Annotated in this window: 19 protein-coding genes; 9 read left to right on the forward strand and 10 right to left on the reverse strand. The window is 37.3% G+C overall.

Annotated elements, in window-relative coordinates; translation table 11 throughout:
* The first annotated feature begins 12 nt into the window (after window positions 1–12).
* Both AC000W_RS00970 and rsmI read left to right on the forward strand, forming a co-directional pair.
* Window positions 13–699 (forward strand): hypothetical protein, encoded by a 687-nt coding sequence (locus AC000W_RS00970; protein WP_474745258.1) that lies wholly within the window; start codon window positions 13–15, stop codon window positions 697–699.
* A gap of 81 nt (window positions 700–780) precedes the next feature.
* Window positions 781–1452: a 16S rRNA (cytidine(1402)-2'-O)-methyltransferase gene (gene rsmI, locus AC000W_RS00975; RefSeq protein WP_474745259.1), complete on the forward strand. Its 672-nt coding sequence runs from the start codon at window positions 781–783 to the stop codon at window positions 1450–1452.
* Here the strand turns inward: rsmI and AC000W_RS00980 are convergent, their stop codons facing one another.
* On the reverse strand, window positions 1453–1629 hold the full coding sequence (locus tag AC000W_RS00980) for a hypothetical protein (protein ID WP_474745261.1): 177 nt from the start codon (window positions 1627–1629) through the stop codon (window positions 1453–1455).
* 237 nt (window positions 1630–1866) lie between these two features.
* A complete protein-coding gene (locus tag AC000W_RS00985; protein WP_474745263.1) occupies window positions 1867–2457 on the reverse strand; it encodes a carboxymuconolactone decarboxylase family protein in 591 nt (196 codons plus the stop codon).
* A gap of 54 nt (window positions 2458–2511) precedes the next feature.
* Here AC000W_RS00985 and AC000W_RS00990 point away from each other — a divergent pair, with 54 nt between their 5' ends.
* Together AC000W_RS00990 and recJ are read left to right on the forward strand one after the other, a co-directional pair.
* Entirely contained in the window at window positions 2512–2922 is a 411-nt protein-coding gene (locus tag AC000W_RS00990) for an OsmC family protein (RefSeq protein ID WP_474745265.1), read from the forward strand.
* Between the two features lie 45 nt (window positions 2923–2967).
* On the forward strand, window positions 2968–4656 hold the full coding sequence (gene recJ / locus AC000W_RS00995) for a single-stranded-DNA-specific exonuclease RecJ (protein WP_474745267.1): 1689 nt from the start codon (window positions 2968–2970) through the stop codon (window positions 4654–4656).
* Window positions 4657–4819: 163 nt separating this feature from the next.
* On the opposite strand, the gene AC000W_RS01000 is transcribed toward recJ, so the two are convergent.
* Window positions 4820–6241 (reverse strand): HmuY family protein, encoded by a 1422-nt coding sequence (locus AC000W_RS01000; protein ID WP_474745269.1) that lies wholly within the window; start codon window positions 6239–6241, stop codon window positions 4820–4822.
* 12 nt (window positions 6242–6253) lie between these two features.
* Window positions 6254–8380 carry a TonB-dependent receptor plug domain-containing protein gene (locus AC000W_RS01005; protein ID WP_474745271.1) on the reverse strand — a complete coding sequence of 709 codons (2127 nt, stop codon included), beginning with the start codon at window positions 8378–8380 and terminating at the stop codon, window positions 6254–6256.
* A gap of 127 nt (window positions 8381–8507) precedes the next feature.
* Between AC000W_RS01005 and AC000W_RS01010 the strand changes: the two genes are divergently transcribed.
* The 4 genes from AC000W_RS01010 (at window position 8508) to AC000W_RS01025 (ending at window position 11666) form a co-directional block, all read left to right on the forward strand.
* Window positions 8508–9434: a DUF6607 family protein gene (locus AC000W_RS01010; protein ID WP_474745273.1), complete on the forward strand. Its 927-nt coding sequence runs from the start codon at window positions 8508–8510 to the stop codon at window positions 9432–9434.
* On the forward strand, window positions 9400–9972 hold the full coding sequence (locus tag AC000W_RS01015) for an FMN-binding protein (RefSeq protein WP_474745275.1): 573 nt from the start codon (window positions 9400–9402) through the stop codon (window positions 9970–9972). The genes AC000W_RS01010 and AC000W_RS01015 overlap by 35 nt, the downstream gene beginning before the upstream one ends.
* A gap of 5 nt (window positions 9973–9977) precedes the next feature.
* Complete coding sequence (locus AC000W_RS01020) at window positions 9978–10334, forward strand: hypothetical protein (RefSeq protein WP_474745276.1); 357 nt, start codon at window positions 9978–9980, stop codon at window positions 10332–10334.
* A 63-nt stretch (window positions 10335–10397) separates the two neighbouring features.
* Entirely contained in the window at window positions 10398–11666 is a 1269-nt protein-coding gene (locus tag AC000W_RS01025) for an MFS transporter (RefSeq protein WP_474745277.1), read from the forward strand.
* Here the strand turns inward: AC000W_RS01025 and AC000W_RS01030 are convergent.
* Window positions 11656–12429 (reverse strand): UDP-2,3-diacylglucosamine diphosphatase, encoded by a 774-nt coding sequence (locus AC000W_RS01030; protein WP_474745279.1) that lies wholly within the window; start codon window positions 12427–12429, stop codon window positions 11656–11658. The two genes, AC000W_RS01025 and AC000W_RS01030, sit on opposite strands and share 11 nt — an antisense overlap.
* A 109-nt stretch (window positions 12430–12538) precedes the next feature.
* Here AC000W_RS01030 and AC000W_RS01035 point away from each other — a divergent pair, with 109 nt between their 5' ends.
* Complete coding sequence (locus AC000W_RS01035) at window positions 12539–14170, forward strand: N-acyl-D-amino-acid deacylase family protein (RefSeq protein WP_474745281.1); 1632 nt, start codon at window positions 12539–12541, stop codon at window positions 14168–14170.
* Between the two features lie 12 nt (window positions 14171–14182).
* Here AC000W_RS01035 and AC000W_RS01040 read toward each other — a convergent pair whose 3' ends face one another.
* From AC000W_RS01040 to AC000W_RS01060, 5 genes are all read right to left on the reverse strand, one after another.
* Window positions 14183–14632, reverse strand: a complete 450-nt coding sequence (locus AC000W_RS01040; protein ID WP_474745283.1) for a 6-pyruvoyl trahydropterin synthase family protein — start codon at window positions 14630–14632, stop codon at window positions 14183–14185.
* Between the two features lie 52 nt (window positions 14633–14684).
* A complete protein-coding gene (locus AC000W_RS01045; protein ID WP_474745285.1) occupies window positions 14685–15803 on the reverse strand; it encodes an acyltransferase family protein in 1119 nt (372 codons plus the stop codon).
* Between the two features lie 97 nt (window positions 15804–15900).
* Window positions 15901–16770, reverse strand: coding sequence for a LytR/AlgR family response regulator transcription factor (locus tag AC000W_RS01050; protein ID WP_474745287.1), 870 nt, complete (start codon window positions 16768–16770; stop codon window positions 15901–15903).
* A gap of 163 nt (window positions 16771–16933) precedes the next feature.
* Window positions 16934–17701, reverse strand: a complete 768-nt coding sequence (locus tag AC000W_RS01055; RefSeq protein ID WP_474745289.1) for an enoyl-CoA hydratase/isomerase family protein — start codon at window positions 17699–17701, stop codon at window positions 16934–16936.
* 20 nt (window positions 17702–17721) lie between these two features.
* Entirely contained in the window at window positions 17722–19014 is a 1293-nt protein-coding gene (locus tag AC000W_RS01060) for an MATE family efflux transporter (RefSeq protein WP_474745800.1), read from the reverse strand.
* Window positions 19015–19045: the final 31 nt, after the last annotated feature.

Genomic DNA, 19045 nt, shown 5'->3' on the forward strand with positions numbered 1-19045 from the left:
AAATAAAAAAGGATGAAAAGAAAATTGAAAGAAGAATTGGTAAAAATGTCTACAGATATTATTACTTCTAGAAACCTAAAAGAGATTCCAGAATTGTATGAAGCTGCCAAAAGTCTGTATGAAAAATTGGCGGTTCTTAAGTTCATAGATGAGAAACTAAATGATATTGAAATAGACGTGTCCAACAATGTGGTAGCTGCCAAATTTGAGAAAATGGCAAATGCTGTGATGAATGAAAATACGTCGGTCCCAGAAAATAATCCACACGATGAGGACATTATGATTCCAGGTATGGACACCATAAAGGATATGGTTTCCGAAATGCCCAATGATGCAAGCTCAAAAGAGGTGTTGGCAGATTTTTTGTCAACTCCCAATATAATGAAGAATGACATGGAGCTATTTATGCCCGAAACTAAAAATGGAGAAAAGGAGCCAACTCAACCAAAATCTTTGAATGATAGACTCAACAAGGATATGCAGGTAGGATTAAATGATAAATTGGCTTTTATTAAGCATTTATTTAATGACAGTGCAGAGGATTATAATAGGGTGTTGTCCCAACTAAATACAATTGATACAGAGGAACGCTCTCTCTCTTTTATAAATAATTTGGTAAAGCCAGAATATGATAATTGGGCCGGAAAAGAAGAAGTGGAAGCTCGTTTTATAGGGTTAATTACTAGGAAATTTAGTTAAAACAATAAAGAAATTTAAAATATAGGCCGAAAGCTGATGTATCAGCTTTCGGTTTCTTATTTTTAGTACTTACTTAATTCTATGGGAAAATTATATCTTGTTCCTACCCCTATCGGAAATTTGGAGGACATCACTTTTAGAGCTATAAAAGTTTTAAAAGAGGCCGATTTAATATTGGCAGAAGATACCCGAACCAGTGGTAAATTGTTGCAACATTACGGTATAGATACACATATGCAGAGTCACCATATGCACAATGAGCATAAAAAAGTTGAGGGGATTGTAAAAAGGATATTGGCTGGTGAAACAGTTGCCCTTATTTCGGATGCTGGCACACCGGCCATTTCTGACCCAGGATTTTTATTGACACGTGCCTGTGTGGAAAACAATATTGAAGTTGAGTGTTTACCTGGTGCCACGGCTTTTGTGCCAGCATTGGTGAATAGTGGACTCCCAAATGATAAATTTGTATTTGAAGGTTTTTTACCCATAAAAAAAGGCAGACAAACCCGACTGAAATTATTGGCAGAAGAAACCCGGACTCTTATTTTTTATGAATCTCCACATAAATTGGTAAAGACCTTGACCAATTTTGTGGAATATTTTGGGGAGGATAGGCCTATTTCAGTCTCACGAGAACTTACCAAGTTATATGAAGAAACCATTCGCGGAACCGCAAAAGAAGTTATGGAACATTATACTGCGAACCCACCCAAAGGAGAAATTGTGATTGTGGTTGGGGGGAAGAAGTAGTTATTTTCTAAATCTATCCCAAAAACTTGCTTTTTTCTCATATCTGGCAATTGCATCAATTTTTGAGTCATCCAAATGTTTTAGTTTATCTATTCTCTTTTGCTTACATATTTCCTTAATTATTGTGCTACCCCAAACAACTAAAGCATAAATTATCAAATATAAATAATCTTTCATATCCATTTTTTAAAAAAGAGAGAGTTTTGATTCTCTTTAGTTAAAACGGAATTTATTTATTCTTGTCAATTTTTATTGATTAAGTCACTCATAATGTGGTAGATACAAAGATGAAAAATCAATAATAATCATGGAATTAGATTTGATATTCATAGGTGGAAAAGATGGATTCCCCCTCTGCAGGAATGACAAAAAACTGTCTAAAAGCGAAGTGGTCTAATATTCGTTAACGAAAGGCTAAATATGTTTCCCCTTTTCCCATCCATGTTTGCCCAAATACTGTTCGCCACTTTCAACTGCTCCATTTTCAATAGAAGTTCCCATGGAGTCGTTCCAACGGTTAAGATATCCAAAAAGGGAAATTACGCCCAGCATTTCCACAACTTCACCTTCGTTCCAATGTTGGTACAATCGGGTTTTAATTTCATCGTCCACAGCATTGGGAACCTGTGATGCAAGCAGAGAAAAATCTAGCGCAGCACGTTCCGCGTCCGAAAAAGCTGGGTGAGTACGGTACTCCCATATATTGTCTAATTGTTCTTGTTCTGCTCCGTAACGTTCTGCGGCACGTATAGCATGGGCTTGGCAGTACCTACATCCTGTAGCATTACTACTCACCCAAGCAATCATTCTTTTTAGTGCAGAGGTCACCCTGCCTTCATTGGCCATTACTGCTTTGTTGAGATTAATAAAAGCCTTTGAAATGGCAGGCCTATGCTGCATGGTCAATACCGAATTGGGACAGAAACCCAAGGTTTCATTAAAGAATTCGGCTAGTTGTTTTGTTTCAGAATCGTGGTTGGGGTCAAGGGGTTGTACCAATGGCATAATGCAGTCTTTTTATTGTATTTTTATCCTCCACAAGAAACAAAAAATTATGTTATGACAAATCATATTACCACCAAATGGCTGGGTGAAATGGCATTTGAGAGCACCAATACATCTGGAAATACTTTTAAAATTGAAGATAAAGAGGAAAGTGATGGCCTTAGACCAAAATCCTTAATGCTTTCAGCTTTGGCCGGTTGCTCCGGATTGGATGTGGCTTCATTGATAAAAAAAATGAAGTTGGATGTTGATACTTTTAAGATAGATACGATTGCCAATATGACCGAGGAGCATCCTAAACACTATGATGCTGTGGTGGTTGAGTACCATTTTTATGGAAATAATTTAAATGAGGAAAGGTTAAACAGAGCCGTGAGCCTTTCGGTGGATAAATATTGTGGTGTCTTTGAAATGTTTCGTCAGTTTGCTAAAATGGAGACCAAGGTGATGTTTCATCATGGGTAAGCGTCATTGCTAACAAAGTTAAGTAATGACAAACAGAGAGAAATTATGCGCTGGACACTTAAGCCAAAACCACAACAAGAAGAGATAGACCAACTTTCAAATGCATTGAATGTTGACGGGTTGGTTGCACATTTACTTTTACAGAGAGGAATTACTACCTATAAAGAAGCAAAAATCTTTTTTCGACCAGAATTAGCTCATTTGCATGACCCATTCCTCATGAAGGATATGGATGTTGCGGTGGAACGTATTGATAAAGCGATTAACAACGGCGAAAACATTCTTGTTTTTGGGGACTATGATGTAGATGGCACCACGTCGGTGGCATTAATGTCATCCTATTTATTGTCTCATTACCCAAATGTTGCCACCTATATTCCTGATAGATATGATGAGGGATACGGGGTGTCTTTTAAAGGAATCGATTTTGCCGAAGACAATGGTTTTTCCCTAATTATAACGTTGGATTGCGGCGTAAAAGCAATTGATAAAGTTGCTTATGCCAAAGAAAAGGGGATTGATTTTATTATCTGCGATCATCATAGACCTGGGGACAACTTGCCAGATGCGATTGCAGTTTTAGACCCAAAGAGAAATGATTGCTCATATCCTTATGATGAGCTTTGTGGTTGTGGTGTGGGGTTTAAATTGGTGCAAGCCTTAGCTTCAAGAAAAGGGGAAAGTATAAATGAGTTAATTTCGTATTTAGATTTGGTGGCAACAGCCATTGCTGCGGATATTGTTCCTATGACTGGTGAAAATAGGGTGCTGGCGTATTATGGACTTAAGGTAATTAATGACAATCCAAGAATTGGAATAAAGGCAATCATCAATCAAATTAAAAAGACAGAACTCACTATTACCGATGTTGTTTTTGTCATTGCACCACGAATTAATGCTGCCGGGAGAATGGAACATGGACAACATGCGGTGAATTTACTGACTGAAACAAACTTAGACCAAGCAGAAATTTTTGCAAAACAAATAGAAGAGTTCAATACAGATAGAAGGGGATTAGATCAAGAAATTACCAAACAGGCCCTTGTCCAAATTGAAGAGAATAAGGAAGAAAAAGGGTACACTTCTGTAGTGTATAAAGAAGATTGGCACAAAGGTGTCATAGGTATCGTTGCTTCCAGATTGACAGAAACCTACTATAGACCCACATTGGTTTTTACCAAAAGCGGGGATAAGTTGGCCGCGTCTGCTCGCTCCGTTAAGGGATTTGACGTATATAATGCACTAGAGGGTTGTACAGATTATATAGAACAATTTGGAGGACATAAATATGCCGCGGGATTGACTTTGCTTGAAGAACAATACAAAGGTTTTAAAGAGCAATTTGAAAAAGTGGTTTCGGAAACAATTGACCCAAGTTTATTGACACCAGAAATTACAATTGATGCTCAATTGGAACTAAATCAAATTAACCCAAAACTAATGCGAATTATTAATCAATTTGCTCCTTTTGGCCCAGGCAATATGACACCTGTTTTTATGACGGATAGTCTTAAGGATACAGGATATGCAAAAACGGTTGGGCAAGAGGGCAAGCATTTAAAATTTGCAGTAAAAGGAAGCAGGAATATGACGATTGGGGCCATTGGGTTTAACCTCGGCAACAAGAAAAATTTGGTTACTGACAAAAAACCGTTCAGTGCGGCCTATGTTTTGGATGAAAATGAGTGGAATGGTAAAATAAGCCTACAATTAAGGGTAAAAGACATAAAATAGAGTGTTGTAATTATCAATAAATACAAATTAATAACCAAAAAGCATCAAAAATCAAAGACTATTGTATACAAAAAAGGCTGTTTTTATTTCAAAAACAGCCTTTTTGCAAAACTACTAAAAACCTAAAAGTTCAAATAGGATGTTAATTCGCCCCTATTCATTTTTACAATAACTCAAATTCAAATTCTGGATAACCTCTTACACCACTCTCATCTACAAGTGCAGTAAAACGAATTTTATAGATATTACCATCAGCATCTTTTAAAATATAAAATACATCATCTTTAATGGATGGCAAAGTATCTGGGCCACCACCGTTTCTCCAGCCACTACCAATAGCACGTTGGTCTGTTACAAACGATGCTTCATCCACATTGGTCATGGTAAAGTCAGCATACGCTGTTGTAGCCGTTTCTACTTGATATGCTGTAACGCCAGAAAGACTATTAGTGGTAATAAAATCTGAATATCCATAAGATCCAAATCCTGGAATCTCATTGGTAAAGACAGTAAAGTTCATGTCCCATTTACCACTTTCTGGTTGTACGGAAGCTAAATCCTCGGTATCAAAACTAAAATGAGTAAAGTGGTATCCAGTAGTTTTGGGAATAGTTACTTCAGTATGTTCAGAAGCATCTAAATCAGCATATTGTAATACATAGTCATCACCATTGCGCAATACTCTAATCTTCTTCCATCCACGTGGGTCATCACTTACATCCACACTTCCAGCTTCTGGAGTGTCTGTACCTACTTGGTAACCTAAGTTTACCAAGTAAACAGTATTTTCTTCATCTGTTGCAGAAATTTCAGCAATGGCAGTTTTAGTAATATCACCATCTACACCATCCACAAAAGCAATGTTGGCAGCGTCAAAAGTACCTACAGCAACCTGTGCCTGTAACTCTTCAACATCTGTAGGTGTAACTGCATCTATATCTGTTGCTTCAAGTTTAGCAGCGGCCATAAAAATGGAACCATTTAAAACCACTCTAAAATCTGTGCCACTATAGAATCCCAAATCCCAACTATCACGACTAATCGCTTTAGAGGATAAAGAGCTTAAATCTACATATACTTGATTACCCTCATTTGGACCGCCTACCTCTGGAGCAACGCTACCAGCTGTTGCAGCAGTTTCTGTAAAGCTTACTTGCAATGTGGTATTTCCATTGGAGACAGCATCAGTAATACTAATAGATGCTATACTGAAAGTCACAGATTTTGTTGTACCCTCTATGGCGTCTTTTAATTTGTTGAAAGTGAATGAAGCACTGTTTGTTGAAGCTGCAATATCAACAACAATGGAACCATCTGCACCAGATGGAGTAGTTGTAAAATCTTCAGTATCTCCATACGTGGCATTTTCAGTGGTGTAATTTATCGTTGCAGTTCCACTTTCCAACGCAGTGGTGGAGAATACCAGATTTATGGTCTTCTGACTATCTGCCGTATCAAAACTTAATGATGGATTTTCAAAGGCTACTACCAAATTTTCAGGTATTGTTCCACCATCATCACTACTACAACTAACCCCAACAAAGAGTAGGGCAAACATTATTAAATAAAGAATTGGATTTTTCATAAAGAATTGATTTTAAATATTTAGTTTATATAAAAATTTTAGAAAATAAGACCTACCATATCCTATTAAAAGGCCATTGTTTGGAGTGGAATGTATCTGCCCCCCCGTACTGGTCTGCCTATTGATTCGTGTTAAATTGAAAAGATTCCTTGTGCCTAAAGTGAGGTGCAGTTTTTTATTCATGAATGTCTTTTTAACAGATGCATCTGCCCAGCTATAGCCATCCTGTTTTGTTCTAATAAAATTGGAATTATCACCTTGGGTATCCAATACAAATTGATATTCCGGACCATTGTATTTAAAGAACAATGAGAAAACTGTATTAATTTTTGGTGCCGAATAGGCCAAATTGGTGTTGGCCTGTAACGCATAGAGGTAATCATCGTTATATTCCCCATCACTCTCCAAAACCTTACTTTGCCCAGAAAAGGACAACCCTACATTTAATTGCAGATTGTCATAAGAAAACCCATTGGAGAAAGTAAGCCCCCAAGTTTTAAAAAGATCAATATTGTTGTATTGGAAAGCCAATGGACTGGGGTTTACCACAGTAAGCTCAATGCGGTCATCTACCTTAAGATACCACCCAGAGAGCTTGCTATTTATTTGCCAAGCAAGGTCTTTGGAAAAGAATGATTTTTTAAGGTGTAAAAAAGATGAAAAACCGCGTTCTGGTTTTACATTAATATTGCCACGCAAATCATGGTTTACATCCACAAAGTAGGTAAAAAGCTCATCGTAGTTGGGGTTTCGGGGGGAACTACCTACAACAGCACGCAACTGATAATTGTTTTTAAGAATATAGCGCACACTTAAAGAATGTGCTGCCTGTGCATCAAATTGGGAGGAAAGCATTAATCTGCTTCCAGGTTGTATGGATATCTTTTTTCCCAAAGGAATTTCCGCAGTTGCAAAGACATCATAAGACTCTAACCTCCTTTCAATATTATCACCGTCAAAACTCCCTGCCAAGGCTGAAGAATATCCATTAATATTACTCAACTCATAGCCTAATTGAAAATCCAGCTTATCAGTTTCAAAAAAGTTGGTAAACGTCCCTCTGGAATAAATTCCTTTTCTAGATTCATATTCCTGTTTGTCAACATCAAATTTTTCTTTGGCATTTATACGGTAATTGTACTGTTCTATATTTCGTTTTTGCTGTTGGTAAGAAGCTGAAATATCATAATCTAACTGCCCAAACACCTTTCCTGCAATATTTGCATGGTGGTACAATCTAGTAGAAGTAAAAATCTCATCCGTTGAGGTAGGATTGGTAGTTTGTGTTGCAGAATTGTAATTTTCCCTAACAATGGAATCATAACGCTCTATGGTTTCGTCAAAATATTCTAACCGGTAAAAAGCTTGTGTATTTTTAGAGGTATATTTTATTAGTCCTTTCCCAGAATATTGCTCTTTCGGAAGCCACTCAAACCCTCTTTTTCCATCGTTCAATGAATGGTGCTGTCCTAGTTGTTCATTGGAAAATCCAGTAAAGTCATTATGGGTAAACCCTGCATTAACATACCAATTTTTAGAAAGTTTATGGCCTATTGTTAAGGATTGTATGTGCCTGCCTTTGTCAAAAGTGCCATATTCATCACCAATGGTTTCTTCTTGTATGTAGGGAGTAATTTCCCATGTATGCTGGGACTCTTTCTTAGTTATTATGTTTATAATACCCGAAACAGCGTTAGAACCATATTGAACTCCCATAGAGCCCTCCACAATTTCTATTTGCTGAATATCATCTAGGTTTATTTGGGTTAAATCTGTATTGTTACCCAGACCTTCATCGTTAATAAGTGGAATATTATCAACCAATATTTTAAAATACTGGCCATCTAGACCAAAAAGACTTACACTGCTTTTTCCTGTAGAAGGGTTGGGTTCAATGGTAATATTTAAAGATTGGTTTAGGACATCTGCCAAGGTGCTTCCAGCAAGTCGCTCTATAGTTTCTTGATTAATGACCTTAACCTCAAAAACAGATTTATCTACACTTTTCTTATTTATTTGCCCTGTAACAACCACTTCATCTAATTCATTTAGAGGAATACTGTCCTTACTGTTTTCAATCTCTTGTGACAAGAGAAACATTGGAACTAAGCAGGTGAAAAATACTAGTTTTGTTTTCATTTATTATTTAGAACAAATCTTAATAAAAATAATTTTCGACAAATATATTTAGTTATTTTTAATCAATCTAAATAAATTTAATATTTTTGTCAAAGAATTTTATCTATCAACTTTTAAAACAATTATTATGAAAAATTTTAAACCCCTAACCGCACTTTTATTTTTGATTGTGTTCGGGGGGATTGCCCAAGAAGGGAAAAAGCAACAGGACATAGACGCCATTAAGGCTATGTGCGGTTGTTATGACATTACCTTTAAGTACACTGAGACCTTTGCTCCAGAGATTGATTATGAACAGCACCATGATTACACTGCTTCTGCCCACGAACTGGCTTTGTTGATAGAAGATGGTGATAACAAATTGTCTATTCAGCATTTATTGGTTCTCAGGGACACCATGGTTATTAAGCATTGGAGACAGGATTGGTTGTTTGAAGATGACAAAGTATTCCATTACGACAAGGATAACAATTGGGTGTTTTCAGCCGTACCAGAAGAAGAGGTTAAAGGCCAGTGGACGCAGAAGGTATACCAAACCGAGGATAGCCCAAGATATGCAGGTTCCGCTACATGGATTCATGCAGATGGTAAACATTATTGGGAAAACAAGTCCAGTGCTCCATTGCCAAGGAGAGAGTATAGCAAGCGTAGCGATTACAATGTAATGTTCAGGGGAAACCGTCAAGAAATTACAGATTACGGTTGGGTACACGAACAGGACAATGATAAGATAATTAGAGAAGATGGTGCCGAAGATGTATTATTGGCACAAGAAAAGGGGTACAATATTTACAAAAAAGTGCCAGATGAAGAATGTGCTGTTGCCAAGGAATGGTGGAAAAAACACAGTGATTTCTGGGCAAAGGTTCGCACTTCTTGGGAAGAAGTCTATAATAGAGAAGGAGATTTAACGCTTAAAAAAGCTGTGGACGAGAAGCCTTTATTTATGCATTTGTCTACATTACAAAAAGAGAATGGCGATATAGATGATATAAACAAGGTTCTTCAAAGGTTTTTAGATGATAAAGCAACGGCAAGTGTTGAAGGGAAGTAAAACAATAATAGGTACGGTTGTCATTTTTTTGACGACTGTACTTCTTTGCTCTTTTATTGAAGTACAGTTTCCACCACGACTTCAAAAGAAAATAGATAGCGCATTAAAGACCACTTTTATGGTGGAGTCTTATACATTGAAACAAGTAACAGTTTCTGATAAAATAAATAAGTCGACAAAGGCAGAATTATCGGGAGACAATCTTTTTAAGGTTTTGGAAAATGATGAGTTACTGGGATACATGTATGTTGGGGAAGCACCAAGCATGAAAAAAGTATTTGATTATGTTATACTGTTTAATCCAGATTTGACCATTAAAAAAACCAAAGTGCTCATTTATCGCGAGGATTATGGTTTGCAGATAGGTAGTCAGCGTTGGTTAAAGCAATTTATTGGTTTATCTATCTCGGATTCAGCAATTTATGAAGAAAATATTGATGGCATAGCTGGCGCTACCATTTCTGCAAGTAGTATGACGCGCGCTACGGATGATGTGTTAAAGACGTTAAAAAGTCTTCAAGAAAAAGAGCTTTTATAAGTAAGATGAACGACATAGACCACATATACAGTAATAATTTTGGAGTGGCTTTTCAATGGAAAAGAGGTACTGCCAAGCACTATAAAAAAGTACAGGTGGTTTTTAGAGATACGGGTCTGTTATTGTCCAAGGAAGAATTGGTGCAATTTGCCAAGAATATTGAATGTACTAAAGGGGAGAGGGGTCTTTGCGGGCAATGTTCCCAAGATGAAGGTTGTAGAGCTTTGCTTTTGGACACTCCTGCGCCACAAATTACTTTGGCGGTTAGCTATAAAGAACTGCAAGCCATTCAAGATTTGGTTGAGGGAACTTTGTTCCAAATAAATCTTGATAATTATCTGGGAGATATTATTGGGAGTTAGACATTATTTGGGAGTCAATAATAGGCAATAAAGAATACCTTTGCAGCTTTATTTCCCACCAAAATGAGTGTAAAAGACCCATACGCCGCATTACGACATAAAGAATTCAATATTTTTCTGATAGTTCGTTTTGCCATGGTCTTTGCGTGGTCCATGCAATTTATTGTAATAGAATGGCAAGTGTATTCCATGACCAAAGACCCTTTGTCTTTGGGAATTATTGGCCTTATGGAAGTGATACCTGCTGTTTCTATGGCACTCTTTGCAGGTCATATAGTGGACCAAAAGGAAAAGCGAAACCTTTTGGTGAAGTGTATTCTAGGATTTTCGGTCATTAGTTTTGGTCTGTTTTTATTGAGTTGGCCAGTAGTTTTTGATGGGATTCCATCAAAAACTACTTTATATAGCATCTACTTTTTAGTGTTTTTGGGCGGATTTGTTCGCGCTTTTATTGGACCAACAATTTTCTCCTTGGTTGCACTCATTGTTCCTAAAAAAATATATCCCAATGCTGCTACGTGGAGCAGTTCTACCTGGCAAGTAGCGTCTGTTGTGGGACCTGCATTGGCAGGTTTTTCTATTAGTTGGATTGGAGTCCATTGGTCCATGTGCCTAGTCTTTGGTTTTTCCGTTATGGCTCTAATAGCATTGTTTAGAATACCAAAAAAACCAATTTTAAACCCTAAAATTGGCGAACCTGTGGCGCAAAGTTTAAAAGAAGGACTAAAATTTGTTTTTAACACAAAGGCTGTTTTTGGGGCACTGACCTTGGATATGGTGGCAGTTCTTTTTGGTGGAGCAGTGGCATTACTGCCTATTTTTGCTCAGGATATTTTACATGTAGGTTCCCAAGGGTTTGGAGTTTTAAGAGCCGCACCAGCAGTGGGAGCTAGCATAACAATGTTAGGTTCTGCCTATTTTCCGTTGCATAAAAACGCTGGCAAAAAATTGTTGTGGGCCATCCTAGGGTTTGGTATTTGTATAATTGTATTTGGTCTATCCACGTCCTTTTGGATTTCTGTCTTAGCACTTTTTGTAAGCGGTGCCGTGGATGGGGTTTCAATGATTATACGCCAAACAATTCTGCAACTAAAAACACCGGATCATATGAGGGGCAGGGTAGCTTCTGTAAATTCTATGTTTGTGGGTTCATCCAATGAATTGGGTGCTTTTGAAAGTGGATTTACCGCTAAATTAATGGGCACGGTTACCGCGGTTGTTTTTGGAGGAGCCATGACCTTGTTCACGGTAGGACTTACCAGTATTGTATCACCTAGTTTTAGAAAGTTGGATTTGACCAAAGATTTGGAGGAGCATGAAGCTACTCAGTAGTATCAAGTTTTTTTAACTCAAGTTTTTCTCCATCAAAATCAGCATATGTGTAATGCGTTATCCAATCACCAAGATTAATGTATTTGGATTTTTCATTCAGGTTAATGTTTAAAGGTAAATGGCGGTGGCCAAAAATAAAATAATCATAATGTTGGTTTTCTAACTTTCTCTTGGCATATTGTACCAACCATTCGCTTTCTTCACCTAAGAACTTTATATCCTCATCACCAGAAATAAGCTTGTTTTTAATGGAAAGGTACTGCCCAAGCTTTACCCCTAAATCGGGATGCAACCATCTAAATAACCATTTGGCCAATGGATTGGTAAAAACTTTTTTCATTCTTTTGAACCCTTTGTCCCCAGGACCCAAACCGTCACCATGACCAATAAAAAAAGAAGTATTGTTAATTTTGAATTGCTGAGGTTCATGAAAAACAGGGATATTAAGCTCTTCCTCAAAATAGCCGTTCATCCATAAGTCATGATTGCCAACAAAGTAATATATGGGGATGCCTTCATCAGATAATTCAGCTAATTTTCCTAATGTCCGTGTAAAACCTTTTGGGACAACGGTTTTGTATTCGCACCAGAAATCAAAAAGATCGCCCATCAAAAAAATGGCCGCGGCATTTTCTTTTATTTGGTCTAACCAAGCCACAAATTTCTTTTCTCTGGGTAGACTTTGTTCCATTGTGGGGGCACCCAAATGGTTGTCACTTGCGAAATATATTTTTTTGCCTGTTAAAAGGGAAATATTCTTCATTTATCCAACAAATATAATTAAAGATTAAAGAGAACATCATACCTATATTACAGGGGCCCTTTTTATAATGGTTTATTTCATAGTTTTATAACTCAATAAACCATCCATTATGAAATACTGCTTTATTTTTTTCTTGGTTTTTGCATTCTCATGTAATAACGCCCCAGAATATGATACAATAATAAGGAATGGAACTATTTATGATGGTACTGGAGACAAGCCATACATTGGCGATGTGGCCATACATGATGATAGGATTGTTGCCTTGGGAACTTTAAAAGGAGCTGGGCGTGTGGAAATTGATGCAACGGGGAAAGCAGTTTCCCCTGGATTTATTAACATGCTTAGTTGGGCAAATATTAGTCTGTTGGAAGATGGTAGGTCCCAAGGAGAGATTCGCCAAGGTGTTACCTTGTTGGTTATGGGAGAAGGAAGGTCTATGGGGCCTTTGAATGATGAAATGAAGAAAGATATGCTGGATGGTCAGCAAGAAATAAAATTTGATGTTCCGTGGAGTACTCTTGGAGGGTATTTAACACATTTAGAAGAAAAAGGAGTTTCTACCAATGTAAGCTCCTTTGTTGGCAATGGCACCTTGCGAAGCCATGTTATGGGCTATGATAGTAGAAAGCCCACACCTGAAGAACTGGAGCAAATGAAAACTCTTTTGGCAGAAGCCATGGAGGAAGGAGCTGTTGGGGTTTCTTCTTCGTTGTTGTATGCGCCAAGTATGCATTCTGATACTGATGAATTAGTAGAGCTGGCAAAAGTGGCCAGTGCTTATGACGGCATGTATATTTCCCATATTAGAAGTGAAGGAAATGAATTGTTGGAATCTGTTGATGAGGTTCTGACCATTGCCAAAGAAGCAGATATTAGAGCTGAGATTTACCACCTTAAAGCGTCCAGTGCAAATAATTGGCAGAAATTGGACACTGTTTTTAATATGATAAATGAAGCCAGAAGCAGTGGTTTGGAGGTAACAGCAGATATGTATACCTACAATGCAAGTTCTACAGGACTACATGTTATGTTGCCAGAGTGGGTGCGGGAAGGCGGTGTAGAAAATATGTTGGAAAGGTTAACAGACCCCATAAAAAAGAAAAAGGCAATCGAAGATATCTATTGGAGGGTCCCCTCACACGGGGTATTGTTTGTTGGGTTTAAAAATCCTGAATTACGTAAGTTTTTGGGGAAACGTTTGGATGAGGTTGCCAGAGAAATGGACTTGCCCGAAGATGAAGCCATTGTAGAGCTTATTTTACAAGACCAAAGCAGGGTACAAGTGGTGTATTTTTCCATGTCTGAAGAAAATATTGATAAAAAAATTCAGCAACCATGGATGAGCTTTTGTTCGGATGCCGGTTCTTACAGTGCAGAAGGGGTGTTTTTAAAACAAAGTACCCATCCACGTGCTTATGGTTCTTTTGCTCGTGTTTTAGGGCTTTTTAGTAGGGATAAAAACCTTTTTCCTTTGGAAGAAGGTATTAGAAGATTAACATCCTTTCCCGCCAACAACCTAAAAATAAAAGACAGAGGACTATTGAAAGAGAATTATTTTGCGGATGTTGTCATTTTTGACCCATTGACAGTAGCGGATAAAGCAACTTTTGAAAAACCGCACCAATATGCAGTTGGGGTTGAATATGTTTGGGTAAATGGGAAGGCAGTTCTTAAGGATGGCGAACATACAGGTGCAAATGCCGGCAGGTTTGTAAAAGGACCAGGTGCTATAAAGTAAGTTCTTTTTGGCCTAATTCTCAGAAGCAAACCACTCTGCAAAAGCAGTTTCTGTTTCTCTGAGTTTTAAAGAATGAAGCTGTATATTTTTTGGTAAACGCGCTTTTATTTTTTCGGCGAAATCTATCACCATATTTTCACTGGTGGGCTGGTAATCAGCTAAAATAACTTTATGCCCTCTATCGGTCAGTTCTTTTGCGAGCTCCACATGGGGGGTGTTTTTATTAAAAACCGTGGCATGATCAAAAGGGTCTACCACCTCTTCTTCAACAATTTTTTTTAAGTCGCCAAAATCTATTACCATTCCTAATTTTACATCAGAAGTATCCGTAATAGGTTGCCCTATAACAGTTACGGAAAGTTTGTAACTATGGCCATGCACATTTTTACACTTGCCATCATAACCGTAGAGTGCGTGGCCGGTTTCAAAAGTGAATTGTTTGGTAATCCTAATATTGCTCATATAAGCGATTTAAAGGGCAAAGGTAGGAATTCTTTAAATTGAAATTATCACTTTATTTATTCTTCATTTTTAAACCAAATAAAGGTCTCATGAATTTCCATTTTCGAATTAGAAATTCATAAAGAATCCAAGAGCCTAAAAAAGTTCCCAAGACCATTATGGTGAATTTTGTAACAAATCCCCAACTTAAATCCATAAGATAGTACCCAATGATTATCATAATTGTTTGGTGTAAAATATAAAAAGGATAAACAGCTTCATTGGCATAGGACAACATCTTGCTCGGTTTGTTTAGATAAGTTGCGGCATAGCCAAACAATACCATAATCCATGCCCAGATATTAAAGACCTTTACCAATGCTTCGGTAAAATGGCGCAAAGTAGAATCTTCAAAACCAATAACAAGCATCATTAAAATTGAAAAACTGATAAGCCCGGCAACCAAATACCATGTACGATAGTGTTCTACGGTTTTCCAGAAAGTTTCTTTGACCGAAATCAATAAAAACCCATAAAAGAACAATATCATTGAGCTAGTGAAATTGAACCAATCATCAATTAAGGCATGGGTCACATTAAAGAAAGGCTCCAAAAAAGCTTCGCATAAGTACAAAGGAATAATCAACCAAAAGAGGCCAAATGGTTTTGAGGCCAGTTTATTTATCCATTGTTTCAACTTGTTTTCAGGATGTTTTTTTAGGTATAGAAAAGCAGGAATCAAAAGCAGGGAGAATATCAACAAATAGGGTAAGAACCATAGGTGGTGCCAACTAAGGTTTCCCTCTGGATAAACACCCTTAAAGGCTTGCGAAGGCCAATAATCAAAATATCCGCCCAAGAATTGTTTGTTTGCTAATCGCTCAATGTACACTTGTGGCGGAACAATAAGCAACATGCCCACAACCAAAGGAATGCCCAGCCTAATGATACGTTCCCAAGAAAATTGCTTCCCTGTTCTTTTGTTTAGGGCATAGTAGGTGCCCATACCTGATATGACAAAAAGAATGGGCAAACGCCATTGGTTTACAAAAAGCATGGGATACCTTAACCAATCATAAATGACATTATTTTTAATATGAAAACCCCATGGCACAAAGAACATTCCCACATGATAAAAAATAAGTAATCCAAATACCAAAACCCGTAACCAATCTAAATCGTGCCTGCGCATATCTTTTTGTTTTTTGGTCAAATGTAAAGGCTAAACCCCATGAAAAGCAAAGCTTGTGACGGGCGGCAAGCTTTTGGGACAAATAACAAGAAAAAGCTTAAATGACTTTCAATTGGTTTTCGAACTTGGGAATTATGCTTCTCGAAACCGAAATCATTTCTTCGGAATCCTTTAGCTTTATCCTATAACCTTGGGCATTGCCAGAAATTGTTTCAATAAAATGAAGGTTCACCAAGTAAGAACGATGGGTTCTTAGGATATGGGAGACCGAACTTAATTGTGATTCAAGCTCTTTGATGGAAATTCGTTTTAATAATTTGTTCGCTGTTGCACCAGTTTTTAAATAAAGTTCTACATAATTGCCTTCGGCCTTGGCAAAAAGAAAGTCGGTCACATTCAATTCAAAATCATCGCCTTTCAAATGGGTCTTAATAGGGATAATTGATGGAATTTGCTTTTTGTACGAAGTAGTTACATCTAGTTCATGGGCTTTTTTACTGTTTTTTTTGGTCAGTCGGTTATGGTTCCATGGAACAAGAATACACAAGACAAAAGTGCCTGATAAAAAGGTGTTTCTTATTTCCTCAAAAAAGAATTTCCAAGACCAATTATGCGGATTATCATAGATTAAATCTCTGATAAGAAATTGTACAATACCTATTAATAGTAGAAAAATTGCTAAAAGGATAATTTCTTTACCCAATGTCCATTTTTCATCAATCTTTGGATTTCTTAAAAAGGGGATTGCAAGCAAAGCAATTAATATGGGTGTAAAAGAATGAATAAGGCTAATCCAAAAATAATCCATTTTATGCTCAGGAACATAGACATTAAAAGGCTCTAGCAGATAATTGAATGCAAAACTGATTAAAAATGCAACTAAAAGAAAAATGGCCAGACTTTTGCCACGGTAATAGAATGGATATGGTTGTCTTAAAAACGCGTTTATTTTTTTCAACCAAGCCATAGAAAATCTATCGTTTAAACTTTTTGTTTCTTCTTGTTCGGTTAATAAAATAAATAACCACTACAAAAAGGGCAAGCATGGGAAAGATTAAATCTCCATTTAGGAAGTCAAGAATGTTCATAACATGTATTTAGAAAATATAAACGAAAAAGTAACCATTCTATTACTTTTTAAACTTTTGCAAGGCAGTTTTTGTGTTGGGGGAGAGCGCCAATTTTCCGGACATTTCTGCACGTTCCATAAGCAGTCTGTCCCAATGCTCTGTACCCTCCCAAAGAATTTTTTTCATTTCAGCTAAAGCTTCAAAATTATATGTTGCCAGTTTTTCGGTATAAATTTCAAGCTCTTTGTCCATTTCATGGATGCTACCATATACTTTGGAGAACAATCCTTTTTCTTTGGCCCAATAGGCATTTTTCCATTCGGTTGGAGCTAAAGAAAGTTCGGCCAAGCCATCTTTTCCAATTTTACGTTCCACCGCAGGAGCAATAACTAAAGGCGCAATACCAATGGTGAGTTCTGATAGTTTTACAGATGCATTCTCAGTTGCAAAAACATAATCGCATGCCGCCGCCAAACCTACACCACCTCCTACAGCCCTTCCCTGTACACGACCAATAATAGGTTTGGAGCATGTTCTCATGGCGTTGATCACATTGGCAAAACCACTAAAAAACGCTTTTCCTTCCTCTAAATTTGAAATGGCCACCAATTCATCAAAAGAGGCACCTGCACAAAAAGCACGGTCACCTTCGGATTTCAAAACCACGATGGAAACTTTATCATTTTCTGATAGTTGGTGCAACTCATTTGTCAACCTTTCCAAAAGTTCGGAAACAAAGGAATTACTGGCAGGGTGTCCAAATTCCACCGTTGCGATTCGGTTGTGTATGTTGGTGAACAAGCTTCCGTTTTGCCTATTGGTTCCCATGTTTTTTGTTTTATTCAAAATTAAGTCTTTTGCAATAGAGGGCGAAACTTTCGTCTAAACTTCCAGGCCAAAGCCCCACCACGGATAAGCATCCATATAGTAAATGCCACCCAAATTCCATGAATTCCCCAACCTAAATATTTCCCCAGATATAGCATGGGCACAAACCCCAGAAAACTAGCAGAAAGTAATACATTTCTTAAATATTTCATTTCTCCCAAACCTTTAAAAAGGCCATCAAAAATAAAAGCAACACTGTTCATGGGCAATCCCAACAACAGAATAAAAAAGATAGAGTAAAAGGTCTGTAGTACAATGGTTTCTTGGGAAAATAAATGCCCTATGGGTTGATAAAAAACAAAACCTAATAACATTAATACGGTGCTTACTACAATACCGTAAAGCATTGTCTTTTTAGCTAATTTCCATAAACCATTATAATCTTTTGCTCCAAGAAGTTTCCCTCCCATTATATTGCCTGCTGCACCATAACCATCAATAAAAAATGCTGAGAAAAGCCATATATTGGTTGCAATAGTATGTGCGCCAATGTAACGGTCTCCCAAGGAAGTAGCCTCCCTAACAGCTAAAATTAAGGCAACATTAAGAGCCAATGCCCGCACAAAAAGATTTAAGCTCATTAAGGCTAATTTTCCCAATTCTTGATGAAGTGGAAATTTTATTTTTAAACTTATATTGGTTTTTTTGATTAGAAGAATAAACACGATTATAGTCATAACTCCTTGGGATACTAAACTTGCCCATGCCGCTCCTTCCAAATTCATGGGGTTTATAAACCCTTCTATTCCATAAACTAAAATAAAATCCAAAATAATATTCAACAACGCACCAATAATGGCAACAAGCATGGGCCAGAATGTATTTTGTAACCCCCTAAAGATCCCAAAAAGGGCAAAAGTGAAGAGTGTTAGGGGAAACCCCCAAACCCTAATAGAATAATAAGATACACAGTATTCTAATATTTTTCCAGTGGCTTCAAAAAGCATAAAAATATCCTCGACAATAAAAATGGTAGATAAAAGCACAATAACACTAAGCCCCAGATTAAAGAAAATGGCCTGTGCGGGCAGATTTTTGACTTCTTCTAGTTTTCCAGCACCTAAATATTGAGATATAATGGCAGAAATAGCACTTCTAGTTTGCCCCAAGACCCAAATCAACATTGATAGAAAGGAACCAACAATGCCCGCTGCAGCCAATGATTCCAAACCATTTTCTGGAATGTTCCCCACAATGGCAGTGTCGGTAATGGATAAAATGGGTTCTGCTATTCCTGCTATGGTAGCGGGCATGGCCAAATTATTAATACTTCTAAAAGTGATT

The sequence above is a fragment of the Saonia sp. genome, assembly GCF_056326165.1.